17 protein-coding genes are annotated in these 21489 nt (G+C 59.4%); 11 read left to right on the top strand and 6 right to left on the bottom strand.

Annotation, left to right across the window (positions count from 1 at the left end):
* Positions 1-270: 270 nt before the first annotated feature.
* The 4 genes from ACVWXW_RS01435 to ACVWXW_RS01420 all read left to right on the top strand — a co-directional run bounded on the left by ACVWXW_RS01435 (position 271) and on the right by ACVWXW_RS01420 (position 5738).
* Positions 271-1485 (top strand): site-2 protease family protein, encoded by a 1215-nt coding sequence (locus tag ACVWXW_RS01435; protein ID WP_457402368.1) that lies wholly within the window; start codon positions 271-273, stop codon positions 1483-1485.
* Positions 1486-1655: 170 nt separating this feature from the next.
* A complete protein-coding gene (locus tag ACVWXW_RS01430; protein ID WP_457402366.1) occupies positions 1656-2960 on the top strand; it encodes a M16 family metallopeptidase in 1305 nt (434 codons plus the stop codon).
* Positions 2961-3020: 60 nt separating this feature from the next.
* On the top strand, positions 3021-4310 hold the full coding sequence (locus tag ACVWXW_RS01425) for a M16 family metallopeptidase (protein ID WP_457402365.1): 1290 nt from the start codon (positions 3021-3023) through the stop codon (positions 4308-4310).
* Between the two features lie 309 nt (positions 4311-4619).
* The gene (locus ACVWXW_RS01420) at positions 4620-5738 is read left to right on the top strand and encodes an o-succinylbenzoate synthase (RefSeq protein WP_457402362.1); all 1119 of its coding nucleotides are present in this window, start codon (positions 4620-4622) and stop codon (positions 5736-5738) included.
* Here ACVWXW_RS01420 and prfB read toward each other — a convergent pair.
* Positions 5735-6866, bottom strand: a protein-coding gene (prfB, locus tag ACVWXW_RS01415; protein WP_414344353.1) for a peptide chain release factor 2 whose coding sequence is annotated in 2 segments (ribosomal slippage) — positions 5735-6793 and positions 6795-6866 — 1131 coding nt in all. Because the reading frame shifts where the segments join, the coding sequence is not laid out codon by codon here. The two genes, ACVWXW_RS01420 and prfB, sit on opposite strands and share 4 nt — an antisense overlap.
* Positions 6867-7111: 245 nt before the next feature.
* Between prfB and ACVWXW_RS01410 the strand changes: the two genes are divergently transcribed.
* A complete protein-coding gene (locus ACVWXW_RS01410; protein ID WP_457402361.1) occupies positions 7112-7513 on the top strand; it encodes a DUF4359 domain-containing protein in 402 nt (133 codons plus the stop codon).
* 52 nt (positions 7514-7565) lie between these two features.
* Here ACVWXW_RS01410 and ACVWXW_RS01405 read toward each other — a convergent pair whose 3' ends face one another.
* Together ACVWXW_RS01405 and ACVWXW_RS01400 are read right to left on the bottom strand one after the other, a co-directional pair.
* Entirely contained in the window at positions 7566-8687 is a 1122-nt protein-coding gene (locus ACVWXW_RS01405; RefSeq protein ID WP_457402359.1) for a methyl-accepting chemotaxis protein, read from the bottom strand.
* A 282-nt stretch (positions 8688-8969) separates the two neighbouring features.
* Positions 8970-10187, bottom strand: a complete 1218-nt coding sequence (locus ACVWXW_RS01400; RefSeq protein WP_457402357.1) for an HD domain-containing phosphohydrolase — start codon at positions 10185-10187, stop codon at positions 8970-8972.
* Positions 10188-10402: 215 nt separating this feature from the next.
* Between ACVWXW_RS01400 and pth the strand changes: the two genes are divergently transcribed.
* Both pth and ACVWXW_RS01390 read left to right on the top strand, forming a co-directional pair.
* Positions 10403-11077, top strand: coding sequence for an aminoacyl-tRNA hydrolase (gene pth / locus ACVWXW_RS01395; protein ID WP_457402355.1), 675 nt, complete (start codon positions 10403-10405; stop codon positions 11075-11077).
* 304 nt (positions 11078-11381) lie between these two features.
* Complete coding sequence (locus ACVWXW_RS01390) at positions 11382-12851, top strand: cation:proton antiporter (RefSeq protein ID WP_457402353.1); 1470 nt, start codon at positions 11382-11384, stop codon at positions 12849-12851.
* A gap of 1 nt (position 12852) precedes the next feature.
* Here the strand turns inward: ACVWXW_RS01390 and ACVWXW_RS01385 are convergent, their stop codons facing one another.
* Positions 12853-13440, bottom strand: coding sequence for an FHA domain-containing protein (locus ACVWXW_RS01385; RefSeq protein ID WP_414350303.1), 588 nt, complete (start codon positions 13438-13440; stop codon positions 12853-12855).
* 213 nt (positions 13441-13653) lie between these two features.
* Between ACVWXW_RS01385 and ACVWXW_RS01380 the strand changes: the two genes are divergently transcribed.
* The 4 genes from ACVWXW_RS01380 to ACVWXW_RS01365 all read left to right on the top strand — a co-directional run bounded on the left by ACVWXW_RS01380 (position 13654) and on the right by ACVWXW_RS01365 (position 16027).
* A complete protein-coding gene (locus ACVWXW_RS01380; protein ID WP_011432364.1) occupies positions 13654-13878 on the top strand; it encodes an NAD(P)H dehydrogenase subunit NdhS in 225 nt (74 codons plus the stop codon).
* Between the two features lie 34 nt (positions 13879-13912).
* Positions 13913-14656 (top strand): low-complexity tail membrane protein, encoded by a 744-nt coding sequence (locus tag ACVWXW_RS01375; protein ID WP_457402350.1) that lies wholly within the window; start codon positions 13913-13915, stop codon positions 14654-14656.
* Positions 14657-14784: 128 nt separating this feature from the next.
* Positions 14785-15579, top strand: a complete 795-nt coding sequence (locus ACVWXW_RS01370) for a hypothetical protein (protein WP_457402349.1) — start codon at positions 14785-14787, stop codon at positions 15577-15579.
* A gap of 190 nt (positions 15580-15769) precedes the next feature.
* Positions 15770-16027, top strand: a complete 258-nt coding sequence (locus tag ACVWXW_RS01365) for a DUF2949 domain-containing protein (RefSeq protein ID WP_011432361.1) — start codon at positions 15770-15772, stop codon at positions 16025-16027.
* Between the two features lie 63 nt (positions 16028-16090).
* Here ACVWXW_RS01365 and ACVWXW_RS01360 read toward each other — a convergent pair whose 3' ends face one another.
* Both ACVWXW_RS01360 and ACVWXW_RS01355 read right to left on the bottom strand, forming a co-directional pair.
* Positions 16091-19300 carry an efflux RND transporter permease subunit gene (locus tag ACVWXW_RS01360; protein ID WP_457402346.1) on the bottom strand — a complete coding sequence of 1070 codons (3210 nt, stop codon included), beginning with the start codon at positions 19298-19300 and terminating at the stop codon, positions 16091-16093.
* Between the two features lie 61 nt (positions 19301-19361).
* Complete coding sequence (locus tag ACVWXW_RS01355) at positions 19362-20660, bottom strand: efflux RND transporter periplasmic adaptor subunit (RefSeq protein WP_457402344.1); 1299 nt, start codon at positions 20658-20660, stop codon at positions 19362-19364.
* Positions 20661-21489 lie beyond the last annotated feature (829 nt).

The following is a 21489-nucleotide window of genomic DNA, read 5'->3' as shown; positions in this document are numbered from 1 at the left end:
GCAACCCCGCCGACCCAATGCCCAACCACGTTATCACAATCTTCAGGGATCCGGTGTTGTAGGTAGTGTTGTGCTCTGAGAAGATCTTTAAGAGCCTCTAGGGATAGGGCAGGCCCGCTGTCTGCCGGGGGAGCCGCAAGGGAACGGAAGGCCCGGCAGAAGGGCTACAGTGGAGGAGAGGGATCCCAAGTTAAGGGGCTGCTTGTCGTCTTCAACGGCACCTTCCTGGGCCTTCTCCCCAGTGAGAGCTGTGTAAGGAGTTGTATCGTCATGACCAGTCGCCTGCGCATCGGTAGCTTGTGGGGGATCCCCTTTTTCATCGACTACACCTGGTTCCCGGCGGCCCTCCTGCTGGTGCTCTCCTACGGGGTGTTGACGGCGATGGGGTTGTTTCTTTCTCTGCTGGCCCATGAGTTGGCCCACAGCTTGGTGGCCCGCGCCTATGGGGTACGGGTTAACTCCATCACCCTATTTATTTTTGGGGGTATGGCAGCGATTGAGCGGGAAGTTCCCCGCCCCCTTGGGGCTTTTTGCGTGGCGGTGGCAGGCCCTCTCCTCAGCTTGGGTCTGTTTGTTTTCTTCAGCGTGGCCCGGGCTTGGGCTGTGCCGGAGTCGATGCTGGCCTCAACCCTTGCCAGCTTGGCTGCCATCAACCTGACGATTGCCCTGTTTAACCTGCTGCCGGGCCTGCCTCTGGATGGGGGGCAAATGCTCAAGGCGGCCATCTGGGGTTGGACAGGGGATCGGCAAAAGGGTATGCTGTGGGCGGCCCGAGCCGGCCAGGGGGTGGGCTGGGGTTTGGTGGGGCTAGGTCTGCTGGTGGTATTTTGGGGGAGCCTCAACGGCCTCTGGGTGGGGTTGATCGGCCTGTTTATTTTGAACACCGCCCGCCGCTACAGCCAGTACGCGCAACTGCAGCAGGTGCTGGCCCGCCTGAAAGCTGCAGATGTGATGACCCGCCAGTTTCGGGTTTTGGACGCGAACATGAGCCTGCGGGAGTTTGTGGATCGCTATCTGGTGCCTTCTTCTCTCAGGCCGGAAGCCCCAACTCAACCGGCGGACGTTTATTTTGCTGAGGAAGATGGCCGCTACCGTGGGCTGGTCAGGCCAGAATTGCTCAACGACATCGAGCGCAGCCAGTGGGATCGCCTCACCCTCAAGGCTATTCTCAAGCCGATGGAGCAACTGCAGGGGGTACGAGAAGAGACCCCCATTCCCCAGGTAATTCAGATGATGCGCCAGGCAGAACCCCGCCGCATTTTGGTTTTCACGCCCACTGGTGCCATTGCCGGCTTGATCGACCGGGGGGATGTGGTGGCCATGGCTGCCCGGCAGTTGGGGGTCGTGCTGCCCCAAGAGGTGGTGCAGCGGGTGCGCGATAGCGAAGAATGGCCCCCTGGATTTCAGGTGGAGGACAATCTGGCCGGAGAGGGATCCCCCAGTCTGGCTTGGCAGGGATCCCCGGATCTGCGCAATGAGCCTTAGGGGGATGTCTGGACAGGGAGCAGCCCAAGGTACCTAGGTTCTCCCTCTACCACAAAAGGGGTTGGGATCTGCAAGGTGGGGAGAGAAGGCCGAGAAAAGTAGTCTCAGATACTATTTCCGGGAGACCCTCTCCATCTACAATTAAGACTGTTCTCCATCAGTTAAGAATTTTGAACCGCTCTCCTCGTCTTTTGCCCGCCTACACCCACCGACTGAGCAACGGGTTAGGCGTTATCCTTCATCCCATCCCCATTGCCGATTCTGTAACCGTTGATGTCTGGGTACGGACAGGCGGACGCCATGAGCCGCCGGAGTGGCTGGGCCTATCCCATTTTTTGGAACACATGGTGTTTAAGGGCAGCGAGCGGCTGGCCCCTGGTGAGCTGGATTGGGCCGTGGAAGGACGGGGCGGAGTTACCAATGCTGCCACCGGCCAAGACTACACCCATTACTACATTACGGTGGCTGCTGCTGACCTAGCGGATACCTTGCCCTACTTGGCAGAGGTGGTTTTGCGGGCCGGGATCCCGGATCCAGAGTTTGAGCGGGAGCGGCAGGTGGTTCTGGAGGAAATTCGCCGCGCCGCCGACAACCCTGATTACACGGCCTATCAGCTTTTGATGCAGACCGCCTATGGGGAGCATCCCTATGGACGACCGGTGTTGGGCACACCGGAAAGCTTGATGCAACTGACCCCTGAGGTGATGCGCGCTTACCACCGCGCTTGGTATCGGCCTGAATCCATGACGGTGGTGGTGACGGGTGGCATCGATCCCGAGCGGGCGTTGGCCTTGGTGGAGGAGCAGTTTGGCAGCTCTGCTGCTGGGCCAGCACCGGCCAGCCCCCCCATCCCGCCCCAGCCTCGTCCCCAAGGGATCCTGCGCCGGGAGAGCGACCATGCCCGCTTGGAGCAAGCCCGTCTGAAATTGGCCTGGCCTACCGTTGGCATTGACGATTGGCAACAAGCCTGTGGCCTGGAGATGTTGGCTTCTCTGCTGGGAGATGGCCGTACTTCGCGGCTGGTGCATCTGCTGCGGGAACAGCGGGGCTGGGTGAGGGCCATTGGCTGTTCTTCGCTGGTGTTGAAGGAGGGGGGACTGTTTTGTATCGGCGCTCAGCTGGAGCCGAAGGATGTGGCGCGGGTGGAGGCGACGATCCTGCACGAGATCGAAAAGCTGCAGCAGGATGGCATCGGCCAAGCAGAGTTGGATCGCACCCGGCGTATGCTCATCCATGAGTTTCTGTTCTCCGCCGAGTCCCCCAGCCAATTGGCGGGCATCTATGGCTACTACGAGACACTGGGCGGGGTGCAGCGCATTCAAGAGTACCTGGAGCTGTTGCAATCTTTTACCCCGGCTCAGATCCGGGAATTGGCCCAGCAGTACTTGTCTCCGGAGGCCTATGTGGTCACCGTTCTCAAGCCGACTGCCCTCGATCCAGCAATGGCCTCGGAGCTGCAACTGGCCTGTCGGTGAGCGCTGCCTCGACGCTCTGGACTCTTGACTTTCGGATTTTGGACGGGATCCCTTGCCTGCATGAACTCTGCTCTGCTTGCCACCCAACGTGGCCGTTTACAGCGCGTCCTTTTGGCCAATGGCATCACGCTGTTGCTGGGCCAGAACCCAACGGTGGAGATCTTAGCTGCCCACTGTTTTTTCCGCGGTGGTAGCCGGGCAGAGCGGCCGCAACAGGCGGGGGTGAGCCACTTGATGGCGGCTGTCCTCACCAAGGGCACGCATCGGCGCAACTCCCAGGCCATTGCTGCTGCGGTGGAATCGCTGGGAGCCTCGCTATCGGTGGACAGTTCTGCCGACTATTTCGAGGTGAGCCTGCGCTGTGTGGCTGCCGATTTCCCGGAGTTGCTGGATTTGCTTGCGGAGACGCTGCGGGATCCCAGTTTTCCTGAAGAGGAGGTGGCGCGAGAGCAGGCGTTGATGCTGCAGGCCATCCGCGCCCAACAGGAACGGCCCTTCAGCTTGGCTTTCGAGCAGGTGCAACAAGCCCTCTATGGGGATCATCCCTACGCTCTGCCGGGGTTGGGACGGCTGGAAACGGTGGGATCCCTGACCCGCGAGGATTTGGTGGCCTATCACGCGGCCTACTGTCGTCCAAATGGAATGGTGATGGTGGTGATCGGCCCAGAGCCGCCGGAGCAAATGGCTGCCCAGGTGGAAGCGGCTTTGGGGGACTGGGTTGTTCCCGGCCCCTCTCCAGAGGATCGGGATGTTCCCCTGCCCCCTCTGAGGGATCCCCAACTGCTGAGGTTGCCCCAGCCCACTCAGCAGACGACGATCTTGATCGGGTTTCGCGGATCCCCTGCTGCTTCTGCGGATTATCCGGCCCTGAAACTGTTGGCCACCTACTTGGGCAGCGGTCTATCCAGCCGTCTGTTTGTGGAACTGCGGGAGCGCTGTGGCCTGGCCTATGAGGTCTCGGCTTTTTTTGCCACCCGCCGGGATCCCGCCCCTTTTGGGGTTTACATGGGCACTGCAGCAGAGAACACCCAGGTGGCTCTGGAACGCCTACAAGCAGAAATCCACCGTCTGCAGGCCAATCCGCTCGACCTGGTAGAGGTGGAAATGGCGCAGCGCAAACTTCTGGGCCAGTATGCCCTCAGCAAACAAACCAATGCCCAGGTGGCTCAACTGGCGGGCTGGTACGAGATTTTGGGCTTGGGCATGGAGTTTGACCGGCAGTATTTGCAGAGGGTCAGGCAACTCACCCCAGAGCAGCTCCATCAAGCCGCAAAAACCTACCTGACCCCCCCGGCCATTGCTCTGGTGGGGCCGGAAGCCGCCTTGGCAGAGGTTGAGCTGGTGTTTTAAGCTGAGCAAACCATGAGGAAAACTAAGATCTGGCAAACATGGCCATTTCGATTCAAACGGGGACATTGCGCCCACACCTCAATAAAACACCTAAATAAAAAATGTTGAAAATGTTGAATGCGCAGTGCCGGAAAGCTTTTTTAGGAGCCCATGTGTCTCACCCTGGCCTGAAGTAACCATAACTCTGGATTGAGGTCACGATTGTGGGTCAATCTCGAGATGTCCAAGAAAACGATGGGGATCGTTTCTGAATAGCAGCCCTCTGAGAAAACTGGCGTTTTTCCTTTCTTTATCTTGCTTGAGCTTTTTGTGGCTGGTAGGCACAGCAGATCATCTGCAGGGGATACCCAAAAAGAGGGATCCGTGCCGCTTGGGCGGCTGGAAAAGCGGTTTTCCTTTGCGTTTTGCCCCTACTGGCGTCCCTTTCGGCGGCCCCTGCGTACCCACCACGGACTGTGGTCCGTGCGCGAAGGGATCCTGATCCGACTTACAGATCGGGAGACAGGCTGTCAGGGATATGGGGAAATTGCTCCCATCCCTTGGTTTGGCAGCGAGACCTTAGAGCAGGCTCTGGCGTTTTGTCGGCAGTTGCCCCCTCTTTTGTCGGAGGCGCATATTTTGGGGATCCCAGAAGCACTGCCGGCCTGCCGGTTTGGGTTGGAAGGCGCTTGGCTGGCCTGTCGGGATCCCGATTGGTTGAACAAGGATCTCTCTCTACTCTCTTTCTGTGAACTTTTGGGGGAGACCCTGCCGCCGGAATCTTACAAGGACTCCTACAAGGACTCCGTCCCACTCACGCGGTCGGTGTACAAGCTCAAGGTGGGGAGGGATCCCATGCAGCAGGAGTTGGAGAAGCTGGAGCAATGGCTGGAGCGGTTGCCACCAGGATCCCATCTGCGTTTGGATGCCAATGGGGGACTAGGGCTTGCGGAGGCCCACCGGTGGCTGATGGTTTGTGATCGGCTCAACCAGGCCTCGCCGGTCAAGATTGAGTTTTTGGAGCAGCCTCTGCCGCCGGATCAGCACGCCCATCTGGTGGAGCTCAGCCGCCAGTACCAGACCCCCATTGCTTTGGATGAATCGGTGGCCTGCCTGGAGCAGTTGCAAGCGATCCATCGGTCAGGATGGAAAGGGATCCTGGTGGTGAAGCCATCTTTGGTGGGCTCCTGCATCGCGCTGCGAGAGTATCTCAGCCGCCATCCCGGCCTGGATCTGGTTTTTTCTTCGGCGCTGGAGACTGCCATCGGCGCCTGGCACGGGTTGGCTTGGGCGGGATCCCTGCAAGCCAAAACCGCCTCTCCCCGGGCCGTGGGATGGGGGGTAGGGGAGTTTTTCCAGGAAGGGGATCCCCTGACCTTGACCCAGCTCTCAGCCCAGGAGCGGGCTGCCCTCATACAGGCGGTGTGGGAGCGCTACAGCCGGCCCTAGACTGCGGCGGCCTGTTGTTTGGCGTATTCCTGCCGCAGATAGGCCTGGATAAAATGCATCAGCTCCTCCGGCTCGCCGTTCATAAAGGCCTCGACATTGTAGGTTTCGGCGTTGGTGCGGTGATCTTTGATCAGCTTGTAGGGATCGAAGGTGTAGGTGCGAATACGCCCCCCAAAGCCCTGAGTCACCATCTCGCCGCGAATCTCGGCCAGCTTTTGTCTGCGTTTTTCTTCTTCCATCTCGATCAGCTTGGCCTTCAAGATCTGGATGGCTCGCTCTTTGTTTTGCAGTTGGGAGCGCTCCTCGGTGCAGCGCACGGCAATGCCGGTGGGCTTGTGGATCACCCGCACCGCTGTTTCCACTTTGTTCACGTTTTGGCCACCTGCCCCACCTGAGCGGGAGGTCTCGAACTCCAGATCTTCCATCTTCAGCTCATACTCGCTTTCCTCTTCCAGAATCGGCATCACCTCTACGCCAGCAAAGCTGGTTTGCCGTTTGCCGTTGGCGTTGAAGGGGCTGATGCGCTCCATGCGGTGGTTGCCCTTCTCGGCAGAAAGATACCCATAGGCGTAGGGGCCTTCGATCAGCAGGGTGGCGGACTTGATGCCGGCTTCAGCACCTTCGGAGTATTCCGAGAGGCTGACCTTGTAGCCCTGGTTTTCGGCCCAGCGGGTGTACATTTTCAGGAGCATTTCCGCCCAGTCCTGGGCATCGGTTCCCCCTGCGCCGGCGGTGATGGTGAGGATGGCACCGTTTTTGTCGTAGGGGCCGGAGAGCAGTTGCTGCAGCTCCCACTGGCCCAACTCCCGCTCCACCACTGCCAGGGATCCTGCTGTCTCGGCTAGGAGTTCTGGATCGGGCTCTTCTTGGAGCAGCTCGAGGGCGCTGGCGGCATCTTCCAGGCGATCCTTCCAGCGGTGCACCTGATCCCAGGAGGCCTTGAGGCTGTTGAGCTTTTGCAGGTGGCGGCGGGCTGCCTCTACATCATTCCAAAACTGCGGCTGCGAGGCTTCTTGCTCTAGGATGGCAATCTGTTGCTCCAAGTGGGGCAGGTCAAAGATAGTCCTGAGCGTTGCTCAGGCGCAAGGTGAGCGATTCTAGGGTGCGTCTTAGATCGGCAAGTTCCATAGAGAGCAGCAAGCTGTTTGCGCGTCGGATCCCATCCTAACCTGTGGGCCGGCAACTCAATCAAGGGATGGAGCCCTTCTGTGGGGCAGTTCCTGGCCGTTCCCATTGCAACAGCATTGCGATCCCTTGTCCATAGCAACAACCCCGCCAGAGGCAGGACGGAGTCCTTTGGCTTCTGCCGAAAGATCCCTGTTGAGGTGGCTCAAGCTTATAGCAGAATAAAGAATTCGGTTTCGGAGGCTGCGATGCTGAAGGTCTTTTCCTTGCTTTCCGGGCTGGTTTTGGCGGGAGGAGTGGCTGCTTTGGCCATCACCAATCCCACCTTAGAAGAGTACGGAACCTATGCAGGGCAACAACTGGCCGCCTACGCTACGCGAGAATACTGCGCTCAGATCCCGTCTTTCTTGGTCACTTTGATTGAGGAATGTCATGCCCTTGTCCGAGAGCTCCAGCCCGAACTAGAAGCTCTGTTCATGCGCCAAACCCGCCGGCAGAATTTTATCCTTTTCAGCCTCTACACCACCGATTTGTCGTTGCTCAACTTTGGCCCGCTGGGGATTTCCTTGCCCACCTACCACTTTGAAACCCTTGCCGTGGCTGGGCAATTTTATACTTATGAGATTCGAGAGGGGAAAGTTGACCCCTAGCCACCATGGCAACCTCAGGCTCTCAGGATCCAGAAGAATCTCAAAAGTTCGGCTAGATCTGGGCTCGTTCCAACAGGGTTTGCAGCTCTTCCAGGGCCAACTGGGCCGACTGGGCCTGCTGGTAAAGGGATTGCACCACCTCAGCGCTGCTCTGGGCCGATTGCAGTGTGGATTGGCTCTGGCGCTGGATACGCTCTGCTAGGCCGCGAATGCGGTTGCTGGCCTCAGTGGTTCGCCCGGCCAATTTGCGGATCTCCTGGGCAATAGCTCCAAAGCCACCGGCACCACCGCTGCGGTTGGCCTCTACAGCCGCATTGAAAGAGAGCAGGCGAATGTATCCTGCCACCTCTACGATCAAATCCACGATGGTGTTGATCTCCTTGAGCTCCCGCGACAACTCCTGGCTGTTGTCGGCAATTTCCTGAACTAGGCCGCGTACGGCTTCCACGCCTTCAAAGGTAGCGGCAAAGGTGGATTTGCCTCTCTCAGAGAGCACAGAACTGATTTCAATGATGCGGGCGTTAAGGCGAGCCAACTCCTCGGAGCGCTGTTGGGCCCGCCGGCGTTCCATATCTAAGGCCAGGTTTTGGTTGAGGATCTCGGCTTTTTGCCGCTCCAGATCCCGGGCATACTGGAGGCTGCGGTTTTTTTCCTGCTCCAGCTCTGCCAAGATCCTTTTCATCTCTTCCTGCTGCTCTTGTAGCTTGCGCTGGGTGGCCAGATGCACCTGAGCCTGGGCCACCAATAGCACCGGCACATCGAGAAGGCGGTAGTCCTGGGATCCCAGTTGAACCACCACTGGGTCGTAGACGGTCTCTTCGGGCCGTTGGAAAGCTCGGTCGGCTGCTTGGATGACATCGCAGTCGCCGGGGAGCAAGAGAAAATCCCGGCTATGGAACTCTACCATGGAGCTGATGGGCCGCTTCAAAAACACATCCAGGCCGTAGGGCTTGCTGAGCATCCACTCCAGAATGGCGCGGCGGGTCAACATTCCCCGCACCTGTGACCGCTCGTCCAGCACGATGACTCCTGAAAGGCTGCTGTCATCTTCTAGGCGGCGCACCACGTTCTCACAAGGGGTGGACTCGCTCACCTGAAACTCCACCAAGGCCAAGTCACGCAGCTTGGTGTTGATCGATAGGGTAGGAGTGGGTGGATTTGTCAGGGTAGCCATCACAGGGATCGTCGGCACACGTTGGGTACAGATGGGTTGGATGCTAATGTGTAGAGTAACACAAAAATTCGGCCCTAAATCGGCCTTTGATGGGGTGATTCCTGCAGAAAATCGACCACCTTCAGTTTGCCCTGGGATCCCACCTTTTGCCCATAAGATTCTGCGGGATTGTACGGAAAGGATGGCCTGGGATCCCTTCTTTGCGGTTTGCTGGGACGGATCCCTTTGGAGCTGAATGTTCTGGGTTGGTATCTTGGATCCCTGATTGATCTGGAGCTGGATTTAGCGGGTTTCTTGATAGCGGTGGTAGATTTCCAGAATTTCGCTGCGTCCTCGGTTAAAGGCGGCCACCACTTGCGGGTCGAAATGGCTGCCGCTGTTGTCTTCTACAAACTGAAACACCTCCTCCAGATCCCAGGCTTCTTTGTAGGGGCGACGGCTGGCCAAGGCGTCGAAGACATCGGCCAAGGCCACAATCCGTCCCTCTAGAGGGATCCCTTCTCCTTTGAGGCCGCGCGGATACCCACTGCCGTCGAACTTCTCGTGGTGGGTAAGGGCGATGATGGCGCTCTTTTGCATCAGCTCGGAGTCGGACTTGCTGAGAATTTCGTAGCCGATCTCAGGGTGACGGTTCATGATCTGCCGTTCTTCTGGGGTCAGGCGCCCCGGCTTTTGCAAGATGGCATCGGGGATCCCGATTTTGCCCACATCGTGCATGGGACTGGCGTAGAAGATCAGCTCTTGCTCATGGCTGGAGAGGCCCAAGTGCTTGGCGATGATGCGAGAGTAGTTGCTCATCCGCTTCAGGTGAAAGGAGGTATCTTGATCCCGGTATTCTGCGGCCAGAGACAGACAGAAGATGGTCTCGAAGTGGGCAGATTTGAGTTCTTCCCGCAATTGGACGTTTTGATAGGCAACCGCCGCCTGGGAGGCCAAGGCTTCTGCCACGCTAACTTCCAGCTCAGAAAAAGGTTGGCTCCACTCAGCCACCTGGTCAGGAGCTAGGGGGGTGGGGTGATCCGGCTTTAGGCGGTTCAACAGTTGTAGGGCGCCGAGGATCTTTCCTGAGGGATCCCGCATGGGCACAGTGAGCAAGGAGCGGGTGCGATAGCCGGTCTGCCGATCCACCTGTGGGTTAAAGGCATAGGGCCGGTCGGCGGGCAGGTGGTAGACATCTGGCAGATTCAGGCTCTCCCCGGTGAGCACCACGTAGCCCACAATGCTGGAAGGGCTGAGGGGCAAGCGCAGATCCCGCAGCTCCTCATGGCGGTTGACCACGAAAAAGCGCAGTTCCTCCCCCTCTCGGACAAAAAGGCTGGCCCCATCACAGTGGGTCAGTTCTCGGGCTTGAGCAACAATCAACTCCAGCAGCCGCTGCAGATCCGTTTCTGAGGAGAGGGCGATCCCCACCTGAATCAGACGCTGGCTGAGGCGCAGGGCATCCGAGGCATCGAATTCGGTTGTGCTGGGGTGAAGACCGAAGGGGGTGGGCAGGCTCATAGCAGGGTTGGTCAGAAGCGTTCACAATGAGCGTTGACAATAAACAATGGCAGAGTCATGGGCGGCGAGCCATTTGCCCCCAGGGATCCTCACCGCTGTCCCGACTCAGTCCGGCTGGGTATCTGACACCTTCGGGGCGACCAGCAGCCCAAAAACACGCCAACACCACTCAAAGCAGCGATGCCTTACTTTAGCTCGAGGAGGCGAGAAACGTTGTGACCCAGGTCAAGCCCAAGGGAACCGATGAGATTTCCCTGCAGCTTGTTGTGGGCTTGGGCAATCCCGGCCCTCAATACGCCAATACCCGCCACAATTGCGGCTTTATGGTGGTGGATCGGCTGGCGCAGCGCTGGGGGATCCCGTTGGTTTTGGAGAAGCGGTTCCAAGGCAGCTACGGAGAAGGGTTTGCCCTGGGAGGAAAGCGACGCTTGCTCAAGCCGGAAACCTACATGAACCGTTCCGGCCAATCGGTGCGGGCGGTGCTGGATTGGTACAAGTTAGATCTCGCCTCTGTGCTGGTGGTGTACGACGACATGGACTTGCCGCTGGGTCGTCTGCGCCTGCGGGGATCCGGTTCTGCCGGTGGGCACAACGGCATGAAGTCCATCATTCAGCACTTGGGGAGCGAGGCGTTTCCACGGCTGCGTTTGGGGGTGGGCAAACCCAGGGGCAGCCAAGATGTGGTCGGGCATGTGTTGGGGGGATTTGCGCCTGCAGAACAAGAGGTGCTGGAGCGGGTGTTGAATACGGCGGTAGAGGCCGTGGAGTGCTGCTTGCAAGAGGGACTGATGACGGCCATGAACCGCTTTAATCCTCTGGATCTGTCTGGGCCATCGTCCGATTTGGATGGATCCAATCCTGCACCGGGCCAAGGCGAGGCTTCCTCCTAAGGAGCAGCTTGTCCTGGATTGCCGGCTCCGAGGGGTCTTCCAGGAGAGGGCGCAATAAACGCTTCGTCCTGCTCAGGGGAGCGGCTGTGAAGATGATAGTCCAGATAAGTGCCAATTATCTGGAGTATAAGAGTGCCTATCTGGGCGTTGCCAACAGTTCCCAAGGGAGGTTAGCTTCTGTAACAGTCTTCCAGCAGAAGGGCGAAAGGAATGGGAACGGCAGCGTTCCCACCAGGGCCGGCCCGAGACAAAAAGCTGTTCATCATTTGAGGGTGAGATCTTGCTGTTGAACAACCTAGATTCAGTGTTGCTTGCTGTTGAAGCCGCTGCCCCCCTTGAACCGGAAGGGGCTGCCAATCTTTTACCCCTGATCTTGGCGGCGGTGCTGATGGCTCTGGTGGTCATCTATCTGGCCAGCCGTATTGCCGGAGAAATCGCCGTTCGCCTCGGCTTTCCGCCGGTGCTGGGAGAATTGCTGGGGGGCGTCGCGGTAGGGGCCTCCGCTCTGGGGTTGCTTGTCTTCCCAGAAGGACAAGTTTCCGGCCAAGAGCTGCACACCTTGGCTCAATCCTCAGCACTGATGCAATTTCTGCAAGCCACTGCCGGACTCGACGAGGGATCCCTGGTACAGGTGTTCTCCTCCCAAAGCCAGATCATCGACATCCTCTCCGAGATCGGGGTGATCATCCTCTTGTTTGAAATCGGCCTCGAGTCGGATCTGGCCGAGCTGTTGCGGGTCGGCCCTCAAGCCGCAGCCGTAGCCGTCATCGGGGTCGCTGTGCCTTTCCTGGCCGGAACCCTGGGCTTGCTCTACCTGTTTCATGTGCCCGTTATCCCCGCCATATTTGCCGGCGCTGCCCTCACAGCAACCAGCATCGGCATCACCGCCCGCGTCTTGGCCGAGCTGCAAAAACTCACCTCCCCAGAAGGACAGGTGATCATCGGCGCCGCCGTCTTGGATGACGTGTTGGGCATCATCATCTTGGCCGTAGTGGCGGGCTTGGCCAAAAACGGAGAAGTCAACCTTTCCGATATCGGCATCATCATCCTCAGTGCCATCGTCTTCTTGGTCGGCTCCATTGTTTTGGGGCGCCTTCTCAGCCCCTACTTTGTGGCCCTTCTCAACAGCCTGAAGACCCGAGGTAACCCCCTTCTGCCCGCCCTTGTGCTGGCCTTTCTGCTGGCTTATGTGGGGCAAATCATTCATCTAGAAGCGATTTTGGGCGCCTTTGCCGCTGGCTTAATCTTGGCCGAAACCGAGAAACGGCAAGAGCTGGAAGAACAGATCAAGCCCATTTCCGACCTACTGGTGCCCATCTTCTTCGTCTGCGTTGGGGCCAAAACCAACCTTGCCGTACTCAACCCCACCCTCCCCGTCAACCGAGAGGGGCTGATCATTGCCGTCTTCTTGATCGGAGTTGCCATTGTGGGCAAGCTGGCAGCGGGCTTGGGGGCCTTTGGCAAGCCGGGCATCAACCGCTACGCCATCGGAGTGGGCATGATTCCCCGGGGTGAGGTGGGCCTGGTGTTTGCCGGTGTGGGGGCCGCCAGTGGGGTTCTCTCCGATGCCCTCGATGTCAGCATTATCGTCATGGTGATTGCCACCACCTTTGTCGCTCCCCTCTGGCTGCGGGGAGTGTTGATTGGGGAAGCCAACTCCCCCTCCCTCCTGGACTTGCAGGCAGAAGCGTCAGAGCAAGAGCGCAAAGGCGGCGCCGACGAGACCGCGTCATCGCTCCCAGACTCAGAACGGGTGGGCATCCCCGAGGGTTAAGTTATCTCAGCTTCCCCCTCAAACGCCCCCAGAGCGTCTGCAACAGCAGCCGCAGCGGATTGCGGCGTTGAGGCTTCACGTCAATTCTCTCCGTCGTCTCCTCTTGGGGCAAAATTGCCTGCATCGAGGGCGGATCAAACCGCTGCATGGTTGTGGAGCGCCGATCCACCACCTCCGCCTTCACGCTGCGAAAGCTTACAGACTGGAGATACCGCTGAAAATCTTCGTCTGACAACTGGCGAATGCAGTACTGCATCCGCACCTGATTCCCCAACAGGATCTGATCCCCATCCTTGAGATCCCAGCTCAAACATCTCTGCCCATTCACCGAGACGCCGTTGGTGCTGCGCTTGCCCTCGATATTGCCGTCCAGCAGCCGGTAGGTATACTGGCCATCTTTTTGGGGTAGCCGCAGCAGCAGCGCGTGTTGCCGGGAAACCGCCGCCGAATCGATGACAATCGCATTGCTGGGATCCCTGCCGATGGAATAGGTGGCAGCACTGAGGGCCACAGCCCGCCGTCCTTGTTCATCATCGATCACCAACACATGCCAGATTTGGGAGGGGGAAGACTGTGCGCCGGTAGCCATGGTCTGGGGCCTTGAGGGGGAGCTGGGTTGACCGTCGAAGTTGCAGTACAGGCTCCTTTCCCGTTAGCGGGCTGGCAGCCACACCTCAGCCATTGCCCAACCCTCGGCGAACCGCTGTGGGAAGAAGCTCAACGAGGGGGAGACTCGGCAAGAGAGGGGCTTTCCCCCATAATAGTAAGGCAGAGCTTCTGCAAAAAAGAGGATAGCTGAAACGTGAACACGACTCCAACCCCAACTCTCCTCGAAGCCCTTCCCCCGATCTACCCCGGCGTTGCCGTGCGGGTCATCAACCCCAACGACACCTACTACTGCTTTGAGGGCCAGGTACAGCGGGTTACCGACAACCATGCCGCTGTCCTCTTTGAAGGCGGCAACTGGGATAAATTGGTCACCTTCCGCCTCACAGAATTGGAAGTGGTGGACAAATCCCGCCCCTAGCCCTGCTCTCCCCTGTCCCTTTTGGCATCTCCCCATGCGCAGCCATTGGCAGGAACCTTTCCTCTGGATCCATGCCGCCGGCATCCTCCTCTTCCCCTTGTGGGTGGGGCTGACCCTGATCGGGCTGGCCACAGGGGATCCCCTCCTGCCGGTGGGGGCGGAGCAGGCTTGGGTGGCCGTGGTGGGCATTGGGCCGGTCTTTGCCCTGCAGTGGCGCAAGCCATTGGATATCTTCAGCCTGTGGGTGGCCTCTGTCCCCCCGGAAGAACTCACCCTCGAGCAGCGCCGCATCTTGGCCGCCTTCCTCAGCCCCGAACATAAGATTTTGACGCTGTTGGCGGCAATCCTGATGCTGGAAGTCGGTGAGCGCCTCTACGACTTTGCCCCCCTCTTTGCCCCGCTCACCCCTGGCAACGGCACCCGCCTGGCCGGCCTGGCCATAGCCGCCTTCGGGTTTTGGGGATCCAACCTATTCTTGCAGATCCCCATTGCAACGATACGGGTACTCCTCCTCAGCGAGCCGGAGCTGGCTCAAATGGATCCCGTCCCCGTCGAAGAGATCGAAAGCCGCTTCTCCGTCCTCGGCGATCGCCGCAGCCCACTCCTGCAACGGCTGTTGCGCCGCATCTCCAGCCAGGATTCAGAAGGCACCTCGAAAGACCAAAAAGACAAGGTTAAAAACAGAGCGGCAGAAAACCCCCAGCCGGAATCCGAGAAGCGGGATCCCTCTGGGGAAGTTGCCATGCCGGCCCCTGAAACTCCCCCCGATCCCACCTAAGGCAAGCTTCCGCAAAAGCTGTAGCTCAATGTTAGATTGGAAGCAATCCAAGTAGATTGGAAGCAATCCAAGCCCTGTGAAATCCAACCATCGGCATTCCCCTGATCTTCGAGGCTACCGCACCGGCAATGGCGAGCAACTTTTCTTTCCGCTTCAAGCAATTTACCCAACGCCTCAGAGAAACCACCCAACTTCCCCAGTTTTTCACCGATCAAGCCACCAGTGAAACCCAAAACCTCGCTCGGGAGTTGGCTTTGGTTGGGGAATACGCCACTCAGCTTAGCCAAGTGGTGATGGAGGTGGACTTTCTCAACCAGCTCTACACCCGTCTTTTGAACGAGCGGGAAGTGTTGCAGCAGGAAAAAGATCACTTGGAAGCGCGGGTCTTTGAGTTGCAACAGGAACGCAACGAGACGGAGCCCCAGGTGATGTATTTGCGAGAGCAGCTCAGCCAGGCCAGCTTTCAACTGGAACAAACTCAAAACCGGGAACGCAGCCTTAGCGAGCGAGAACGACAGTTGTCGGAAATTGTAGCCCAACTGGAGCGACGGCGGGCTGTACTCAACCAAGCCATCGAAAACCTCACCAATCAAGAGGCCGATTACACCGTTCGCACCAAAGAACTGGAGGCGGTCGTCCAGGAAAACGAAAAGAAAGCCAAGCAGTACCTGGAAGCTGCCAACCACTACCGCGCCTACCTGGAAGAGCTCAATGCGCAAGTGCAAGAAACGCAAGCCAAGCTGAGAAGCCTTGGTGTCGAGCCCAAGCCCGCCGACCTGCCTCGACTTGAGGATCTGGAAAAACCCACCCCCATCCCAACGCCACCCCCTGCCTACACGCCTCCTCTCCCCCAACAGCCCCCTCCACCCCAGCAGAGTGGCTATTGGTCAGATAGTCCCTTCGACGACGACCCCTGGGGATAGACCGTCCTGCCAGGATCTATAAGCCAGCTTTGCGATAAAGCTCAGTCCTCTCTGCCCTAACCGGCCTTGGGAGGGCCTGGGTGGTCACATACCCTGGAAGAAACCTGTTGCAAGGGATCCGCAGGATCTCCAGAATCAGTACGAGGATCCCGATCCTCGACATTCAATCCTTTCCTGCCCGGCCAAACCTATGGAACCGACCCTGCCGGATTTACAGGCCCTCAGCCAATGGGATCGACAGTTCTGCCAGTTTGCTGAGCAGCAACAGCTCCTCAAGCCCAAACAACTGGCTCTGGCCCTGAAGATCCAACGGCAGCAGCACGGCCCTCTAGCCTTGATCCTCTGGCAGTTGGGCTTTGTGGGCCTGCAACACCTGGCTCAGTTCTGGGAAAAAATGCCCAGCGAAGCCGAGTCCGAACTGCTCGAGGACAGGGCCTGCGGTGGATGAAAGGTGCCCCCTTCCCCCACTCGCTTTTCCGCCAGAAGAGAAGAAGCAAGCAGATCCCTCTTGCTACCCAACGCTGTCGCCACCAGGCAGCAGATCCTTGGGATCCTCCGGCGGCGGCAAATGCGCCAGATCCACAGGTGAAGGGGATCCCCCCAAAATTCGCACCTGGATCCCCTTGATCACGACATAGAGCACCGGCACCACCAGCAAACTGAGCATTGTCGAGACGAACATGCCGCCGATCACCGCCGTGCCCAGCGACTGACGGCTGGCTGCCCCTGCGCCCGTGGCCACTGCCAGCGGGAAAATGCCAAGTATGGTGCTCAAGGCCGTCATGAGAATCGCGCGGAAGCGGGTCTCTGCCGCCTGCACTGCAGCCTTAACCAGTGGGATCCCTTGGGCAACCAACTGGTTGGCAAACTCCACAATCAAGATGGAGTTTTTGCTGGCCAGCCCGATCAACATCACCAACCCGACTTGGCAGAAGACGTCGTTGGTCAAGCCCCGCAGCAGTTGCGCCAAAAGAGCCCCAAGAACCGCCAGCGGCACCGCCAACAAAATGATCAAGGGATCCACATAGCTCTCAAATTGCGCCGCCAGCACCAGGAAGACGAACACCGAGCCCAAAGCAAAGATCAGCGGCGCCTGTCCTCCCGACTCGATTTCTTCCAGCGACAGGCCCGACCACTCGAAGCCAAACCCCTGCGGCAACAACTGGGCGGCTAGAGTTTCCATAGCCCGAATCGCTTGCCCTGAGCTAAAGCCCGGCAGGGCGCTGCCCTGAATTTCCACCGAGCGGAAGAGGTTGAAGTGGTTGATGATGGCCGGGCTGGTGGTCTCCTCCACCTGAACCAGGGTGCTCAACGGCAAGAGCTGCCCCTGCCCACCCCGCACGTAGAACTGGCCGATGCTTTCCGGGTTACCTCGGAATGCTTGATCCGCCTGCACATAGACCCGGTAGTTGCGGTTGAACAGGTCGAAATCATTGACGTAGGTGCCCCCCAGCAGCGTCTGCAGCGTGCCGAAGACATCCAACAGAGGGATCCCCAACAACTGGGCCATTTCCCGATCCACCTGTACTTCTAGCTGCGGCGAATTGGCGTTGAAGGTGGGCGGGTTAATCCGCAAGCCCAAGGGGGGTTGGCCCGGCGGGGGCGGCGAGTTGCCCACAAAAAACAGGGTGTTGGCCGTCTGCTCCAAGAGGTTGAAATCGTTCACCCCCCGATCCTGAAGCTGGAAAGTAAACCCGCCCGCAACCCCCAAATTGGGAATGGCCGGCGGCAGGATCGGGATCACCAATGCGCGGCTGATCCCGCCCAAAAAAGGCCCAAATAGCCGGTTGACAATCGCTTGCGCCGATTGCTCCGGTTGCCGCCGCTCTTCCCAGGGCTTGAGGGTGGCAAAGATCAGCCCATTCCCCGGCGAGGGCCCGGTAAAGCTGAACCCCCCCACGATCACCCGATTTTCGATCTCAGGGATCCCCTCCAAAATAGCGGCGGCCTGCCGGATCACCCTGTCGGTATAGTTGAGGGAAACCCCCGGCGGCCCCTGGACAATGGTGATGAAAAAGCCCTGATCCTCATCCGGCACAAACCCCGTCGGCACAATTTGGAACAGCCAGTAGGTGAGGCCCAAACAGGCAATAAACCCCGTCACCACCAACAGCCGCAGCTTCACCACCAGCTCCAGCAGGCGGCAGTAGGCCGCTCGGATCCCTTCCACGGCGCGGTCAAACCAGCGCAGCAGCCAAAACATCTGCTCTGAGCGGGGGCGAATTAGCAGCGCCGACAAAGCCGGAGCCAAGGTAATGGCATTAAACGTGGACAGCGAAACCGACACGGCAATGGTGACGGCAAACTGCTGGTAGATGCGACCGCTGGTGCCAGGAAAGAAAGCAACAGGCACAAATAGTCCCAGCAGCACCAGCGTCGTGGCGATCACCGCCCCCAACACCTCATTCATCCCCGCCGAGGCCCCCTGCAGAGGCCGCATGCCGCGGTCGCGGATGTAGCGGGAGATATTCTCCACCACCACAATGGTGTCGTCCACCACCAAGCCAGTGGCCAGGGTGAGGCCGAACAGAGTCAAAGTGTTGATGGAAAAGCCAAACAGGCGCACAAAGGCGAAGGTCCCCAGCAGCGCTACCGGGATGGTGATGGTGGGAATGAGGGTGATGCGCCAATCCTGCAAAAAGATAAACAGCACCAACACCACCAGGCCAATCGCCTGCAACAGAGTGAAAATCACCTCCTGCACCGACTCGGTAATGAACAGGGTGGCGTCGAAAGGGATCTCGTAGATCAAGCCGGGCGGAAAACTCTCCGCCAGCTGCGCTAACGTCTGCCGCACCTGCCGCGACACCTCTAGGGCGTTGGCATCCGGTTGTTGGGTGATGGCGATCCCCACCGCCTCCTGCCCTCCGATGCGGAAGAACGTATCGTAGCTTTGGGCCCCCAGCTCTACCCGGCCCACATCGGCAATGCGCACCAAGCTGCCATCGGCGTTGGCCTTGAGAACGATCTGGGCGAACTCCTCCGGCTGCGACAGCCGCCCCGTGGCCTGGACGCTGATCTGAAACTCCTGATCCGGGGGGCTGGGCTGGCCGCCAATTTGGCCGGCGGGCACCTGGATATTCTGCTGGCGCACTGCGTTTACCACATCCAGAGCTGTCAGACCATAGCTGGCCAGCCGCGTCGGATCCAGCCAGATGCGCATGGCATAGGTGCGCTCCCCGAAAATGATGACATCGCTGACGCCGCGGATGCGCCGCAAAGCATCCCGCACAAACAGCTCCGCGTAGTTGCTCAAAAACAGCTCGTCGTATTCCCCCGCCTCTGAGCGCAGCGCCAACACCAGCACAAAGGCGCTGTCGCCGGCCTTTTCCACGCTGATGCCGTTTTGGATCACCTCCGCCGGCAGCCGGCCCTGGGCCCGCGCCACCCGGTTCTGCACATCCACAGCCGCCGTGTCCAGATCCCGATCCGGGCTGAAGGTAACGGTGATCTGGCTGGTGCCGTTGCTGCTGCTCACCGAGGCGATAGACCGTATACCCTCGACGCCGTTGATCTCCTGCTCCAGCACATTGGTTACCGCCGTCTCCACCGTCTCGGCGTTGGCCCCAGGATAAACAGCAGTCACCCTCACCGCTGGCGGCGCCACCTGTGGGTAGTAGTCCACCGGCAGTAGGGGAATGCTCACCGCCCCCACCAGCACGATCAGGATGGAGCAGACGCTGGCAAAAACAGGGCGGCGAATGAAAAAGTCAACAAACATAGTCCAGCGCAGTGAGGAGTGAAAGGGGATAGCTGAGTTGGGAAACCGCCGGAGAGAGGACCTAGGGCGGGGATCCAGGAGGTCTCCCTCCCCCTTGTGGCTGCATCCTCTGCTGAAAAAGCACCTCATCGACAATCGGGGCGCCATCGCGGATTTTCTGCAGGCCGCTCAGCACAATTGGCTCATTGGCCTCCAAACCCTCCAGCACCTCATAGCTGTTTCCGTAGATGGATCCCAGCTGCACCGGCCTTTGCACCGCCACCGCCCCCGGGGGCATGCCCTCTGCTGGCGGCTCCGTTGTCTGCACCGTGTAGACAAAGGTTTGCGCCCCCAAGCGGGCCACCGCCGTCACCGGCACCAGCAAGGCCGGCCGCTCCTCCCAGATGACCCGAGTCCGCACAAACTGGGCCGAGCGCAACTGGCCGGCAGGGTTCTCCAGAAGAGCCTTGGCCAGCACCGATTGCGTGGCGGCGTTGGCTTCGGGAGCAATGAAAGAGATTTGGCTGCTGCCGATCACCTCGCCGCGGCTATCCAGGATCTGCACCGGCGTGCCAATGCGCAGCTGGGGGGCCCGCTGCAACGGGATGTTGAGGTTGAGCTCCAGCGCCTGGGTTTGGGTCAAGGTGGTCAAAACCGTCTGAGGCGTCACGTAGTCCCCTTGCCGCACCAAAACATCCCCCACAATGCCGGCAAAGGGAGCTGTAACCTGGAAAAACTGCAGTTGCACCTGTTGCCGCTCCGCCTCGGCCTGGGCTCGCTGCACCTCCCGCTCTGCCCGCAAGATCGCGGCCTCCTGAGCGCGGATCTGCTCCTGTTGCGCCGCCAAAGCTGCCTCCGCCTGGCGCAGGTCGCGGCTGGATTGATCCGCTTGCGCCTGGCTGATGGCCCCCTCGGCCAAGAGGCGCAGGTTGCGCTCGTGCTGCTCCCGGGCAAACTCCGCCGCTGCCTCCAGCCGCATCCGATCCGCCCGCAACTGGCTGAGCACGGCCCGGCCGCTCTCCAGGTTGGCTTGGGCTGCGGCAATCCCCGCCGTTTGGCCGGCCACCGCCGCCTGTTGCTGCCGGCTGTCGATCTTAAAGAGAGGGGCTCCGGCAGCCACCTGGGATCCCAGCTGCACGAACACCTGGGTCACCTGTCCACTGACCTGAGGGCGGATACTGGCCACCTGCTGGGATCCGAGGCTGGCCATGAACTCTGAAGTCTCTTCGATTTGCTGTTCCTCTACCCTGCCGACGGCCACTGGTGTGGGTTGGCCTTCTCCGCCCCCTTCACCCCCCATGCTGCGAGGTGGCCCGCCGGGCCGGCAAGCAGCTACCAAGAGAGAAAGGCACAACAGCGGCAGAGCTGTTCGCAGTTGCATCGTGAACCTGCCTCCCTAACGGCTATCCCAACAGAGGGATCCCACCTCTGCATTGACTCAATCAACCAGGGTACTGAGACTGTGCCCTGCTGCGCCTGTGCAAAAGCGCTGGCCATCCTTCCCAATCCAGAGCTAGGGTGGATGCGTGACATCCTCCCGGCGCTCGTCCTGTGGACAGAGCGCGGGCCACCCTTCCCGTCAGCAGGACGGAGTCCTTACCTCGCGGTCGGGCATTCCTGCCCCACGCCACTTGTCTGGGTCTACAACCCCCGACAGACCGACTGAACAGGCAGTTTCCCTTCCCCAGCCTCCCTGGCTACTGCCAGCTTGCAAAACAAGTCTAATCCACAGGGAACGGTGCATCGGCAGGCAGGATGGACTCCTGCACCCAGGAACCCCTGTCCACCGGCCAAGAGCAAGATGCTATCCACTCGTTGATTTCCGGCAAAGTGTAGTTGTATACGTCCTGGCCAATCTCCAGCCACGCCAACAGCAAGGCCTCCGTCCCGCTGACGCGAGCGGCTTGTTGGCAGGCATCTGGATCAATCCGGTGCTTGTAGGTTACACCAGCATAAGTAGGTTTTGCTACAGATTTCGCTCAGAGGTATGGCGGGGATCCCTGTATCCCGGTGCTCACCCTGCGGGTAGAGTGCAGGACTGATTGCCCCTGCACCTCCGTTAGTTAGCAGATGCGGGATCCTCACCAGTGCGCCGTTGGCCACAGTCTACGGCCCGCTTTGCGAATAGCCGTTTGGGCCATCCCAATCCCAAAGGATCCCATCTCTGCACCCCAAAGTTGCCAAAGTTGAATGAAGCTTATGATTCAAGC

Source organism: Thermostichus sp. MS-CIW-30 (genome assembly GCF_054058015.1).
The sequence above is the reverse complement of the archived record's forward strand: the minus strand, read 5'-3'. Positions and strand labels throughout refer to the sequence as shown.

Coding starts and splice junctions, on each gene's coding strand:
- ACVWXW_RS01435 (WP_457402368.1), top strand. CDS start 271: ATGACCAGTCGCCTGCGCATCGGTAGCTTGTGGGGGATCCCCTTTTTC.
- ACVWXW_RS01425 (WP_457402365.1), top strand. CDS start 3,021: ATGAACTCTGCTCTGCTTGCCACCCAACGTGGCCGTTTACAGCGCGTC.
- ACVWXW_RS01410 (WP_457402361.1), top strand. CDS start 7,112: ATGCTGAAGGTCTTTTCCTTGCTTTCCGGGCTGGTTTTGGCGGGAGGA.
- ACVWXW_RS01405 (WP_457402359.1), bottom strand. CDS start 8,687: ATGGCTACCCTGACAAATCCACCCACTCCTACCCTATCGATCAACACC.
- ACVWXW_RS01400 (WP_457402357.1), bottom strand. CDS start 10,187: ATGAGCCTGCCCACCCCCTTCGGTCTTCACCCCAGCACAACCGAATTC.
- ACVWXW_RS01385 (WP_414350303.1), bottom strand. CDS start 13,440: ATGGCTACCGGCGCACAGTCTTCCCCCTCCCAAATCTGGCATGTGTTG.
- ACVWXW_RS01375 (WP_457402350.1), top strand. CDS start 13,913: ATGCGCAGCCATTGGCAGGAACCTTTCCTCTGGATCCATGCCGCCGGC.
- ACVWXW_RS01370 (WP_457402349.1), top strand. CDS start 14,785: ATGGCGAGCAACTTTTCTTTCCGCTTCAAGCAATTTACCCAACGCCTC.
- ACVWXW_RS01365 (WP_011432361.1), top strand. CDS start 15,770: ATGGAACCGACCCTGCCGGATTTACAGGCCCTCAGCCAATGGGATCGA.
- ACVWXW_RS01360 (WP_457402346.1), bottom strand. CDS start 19,300: ATGTTTGTTGACTTTTTCATTCGCCGCCCTGTTTTTGCCAGCGTCTGC.
- ACVWXW_RS01355 (WP_457402344.1), bottom strand. CDS start 20,660: ATGCAACTGCGAACAGCTCTGCCGCTGTTGTGCCTTTCTCTCTTGGTA.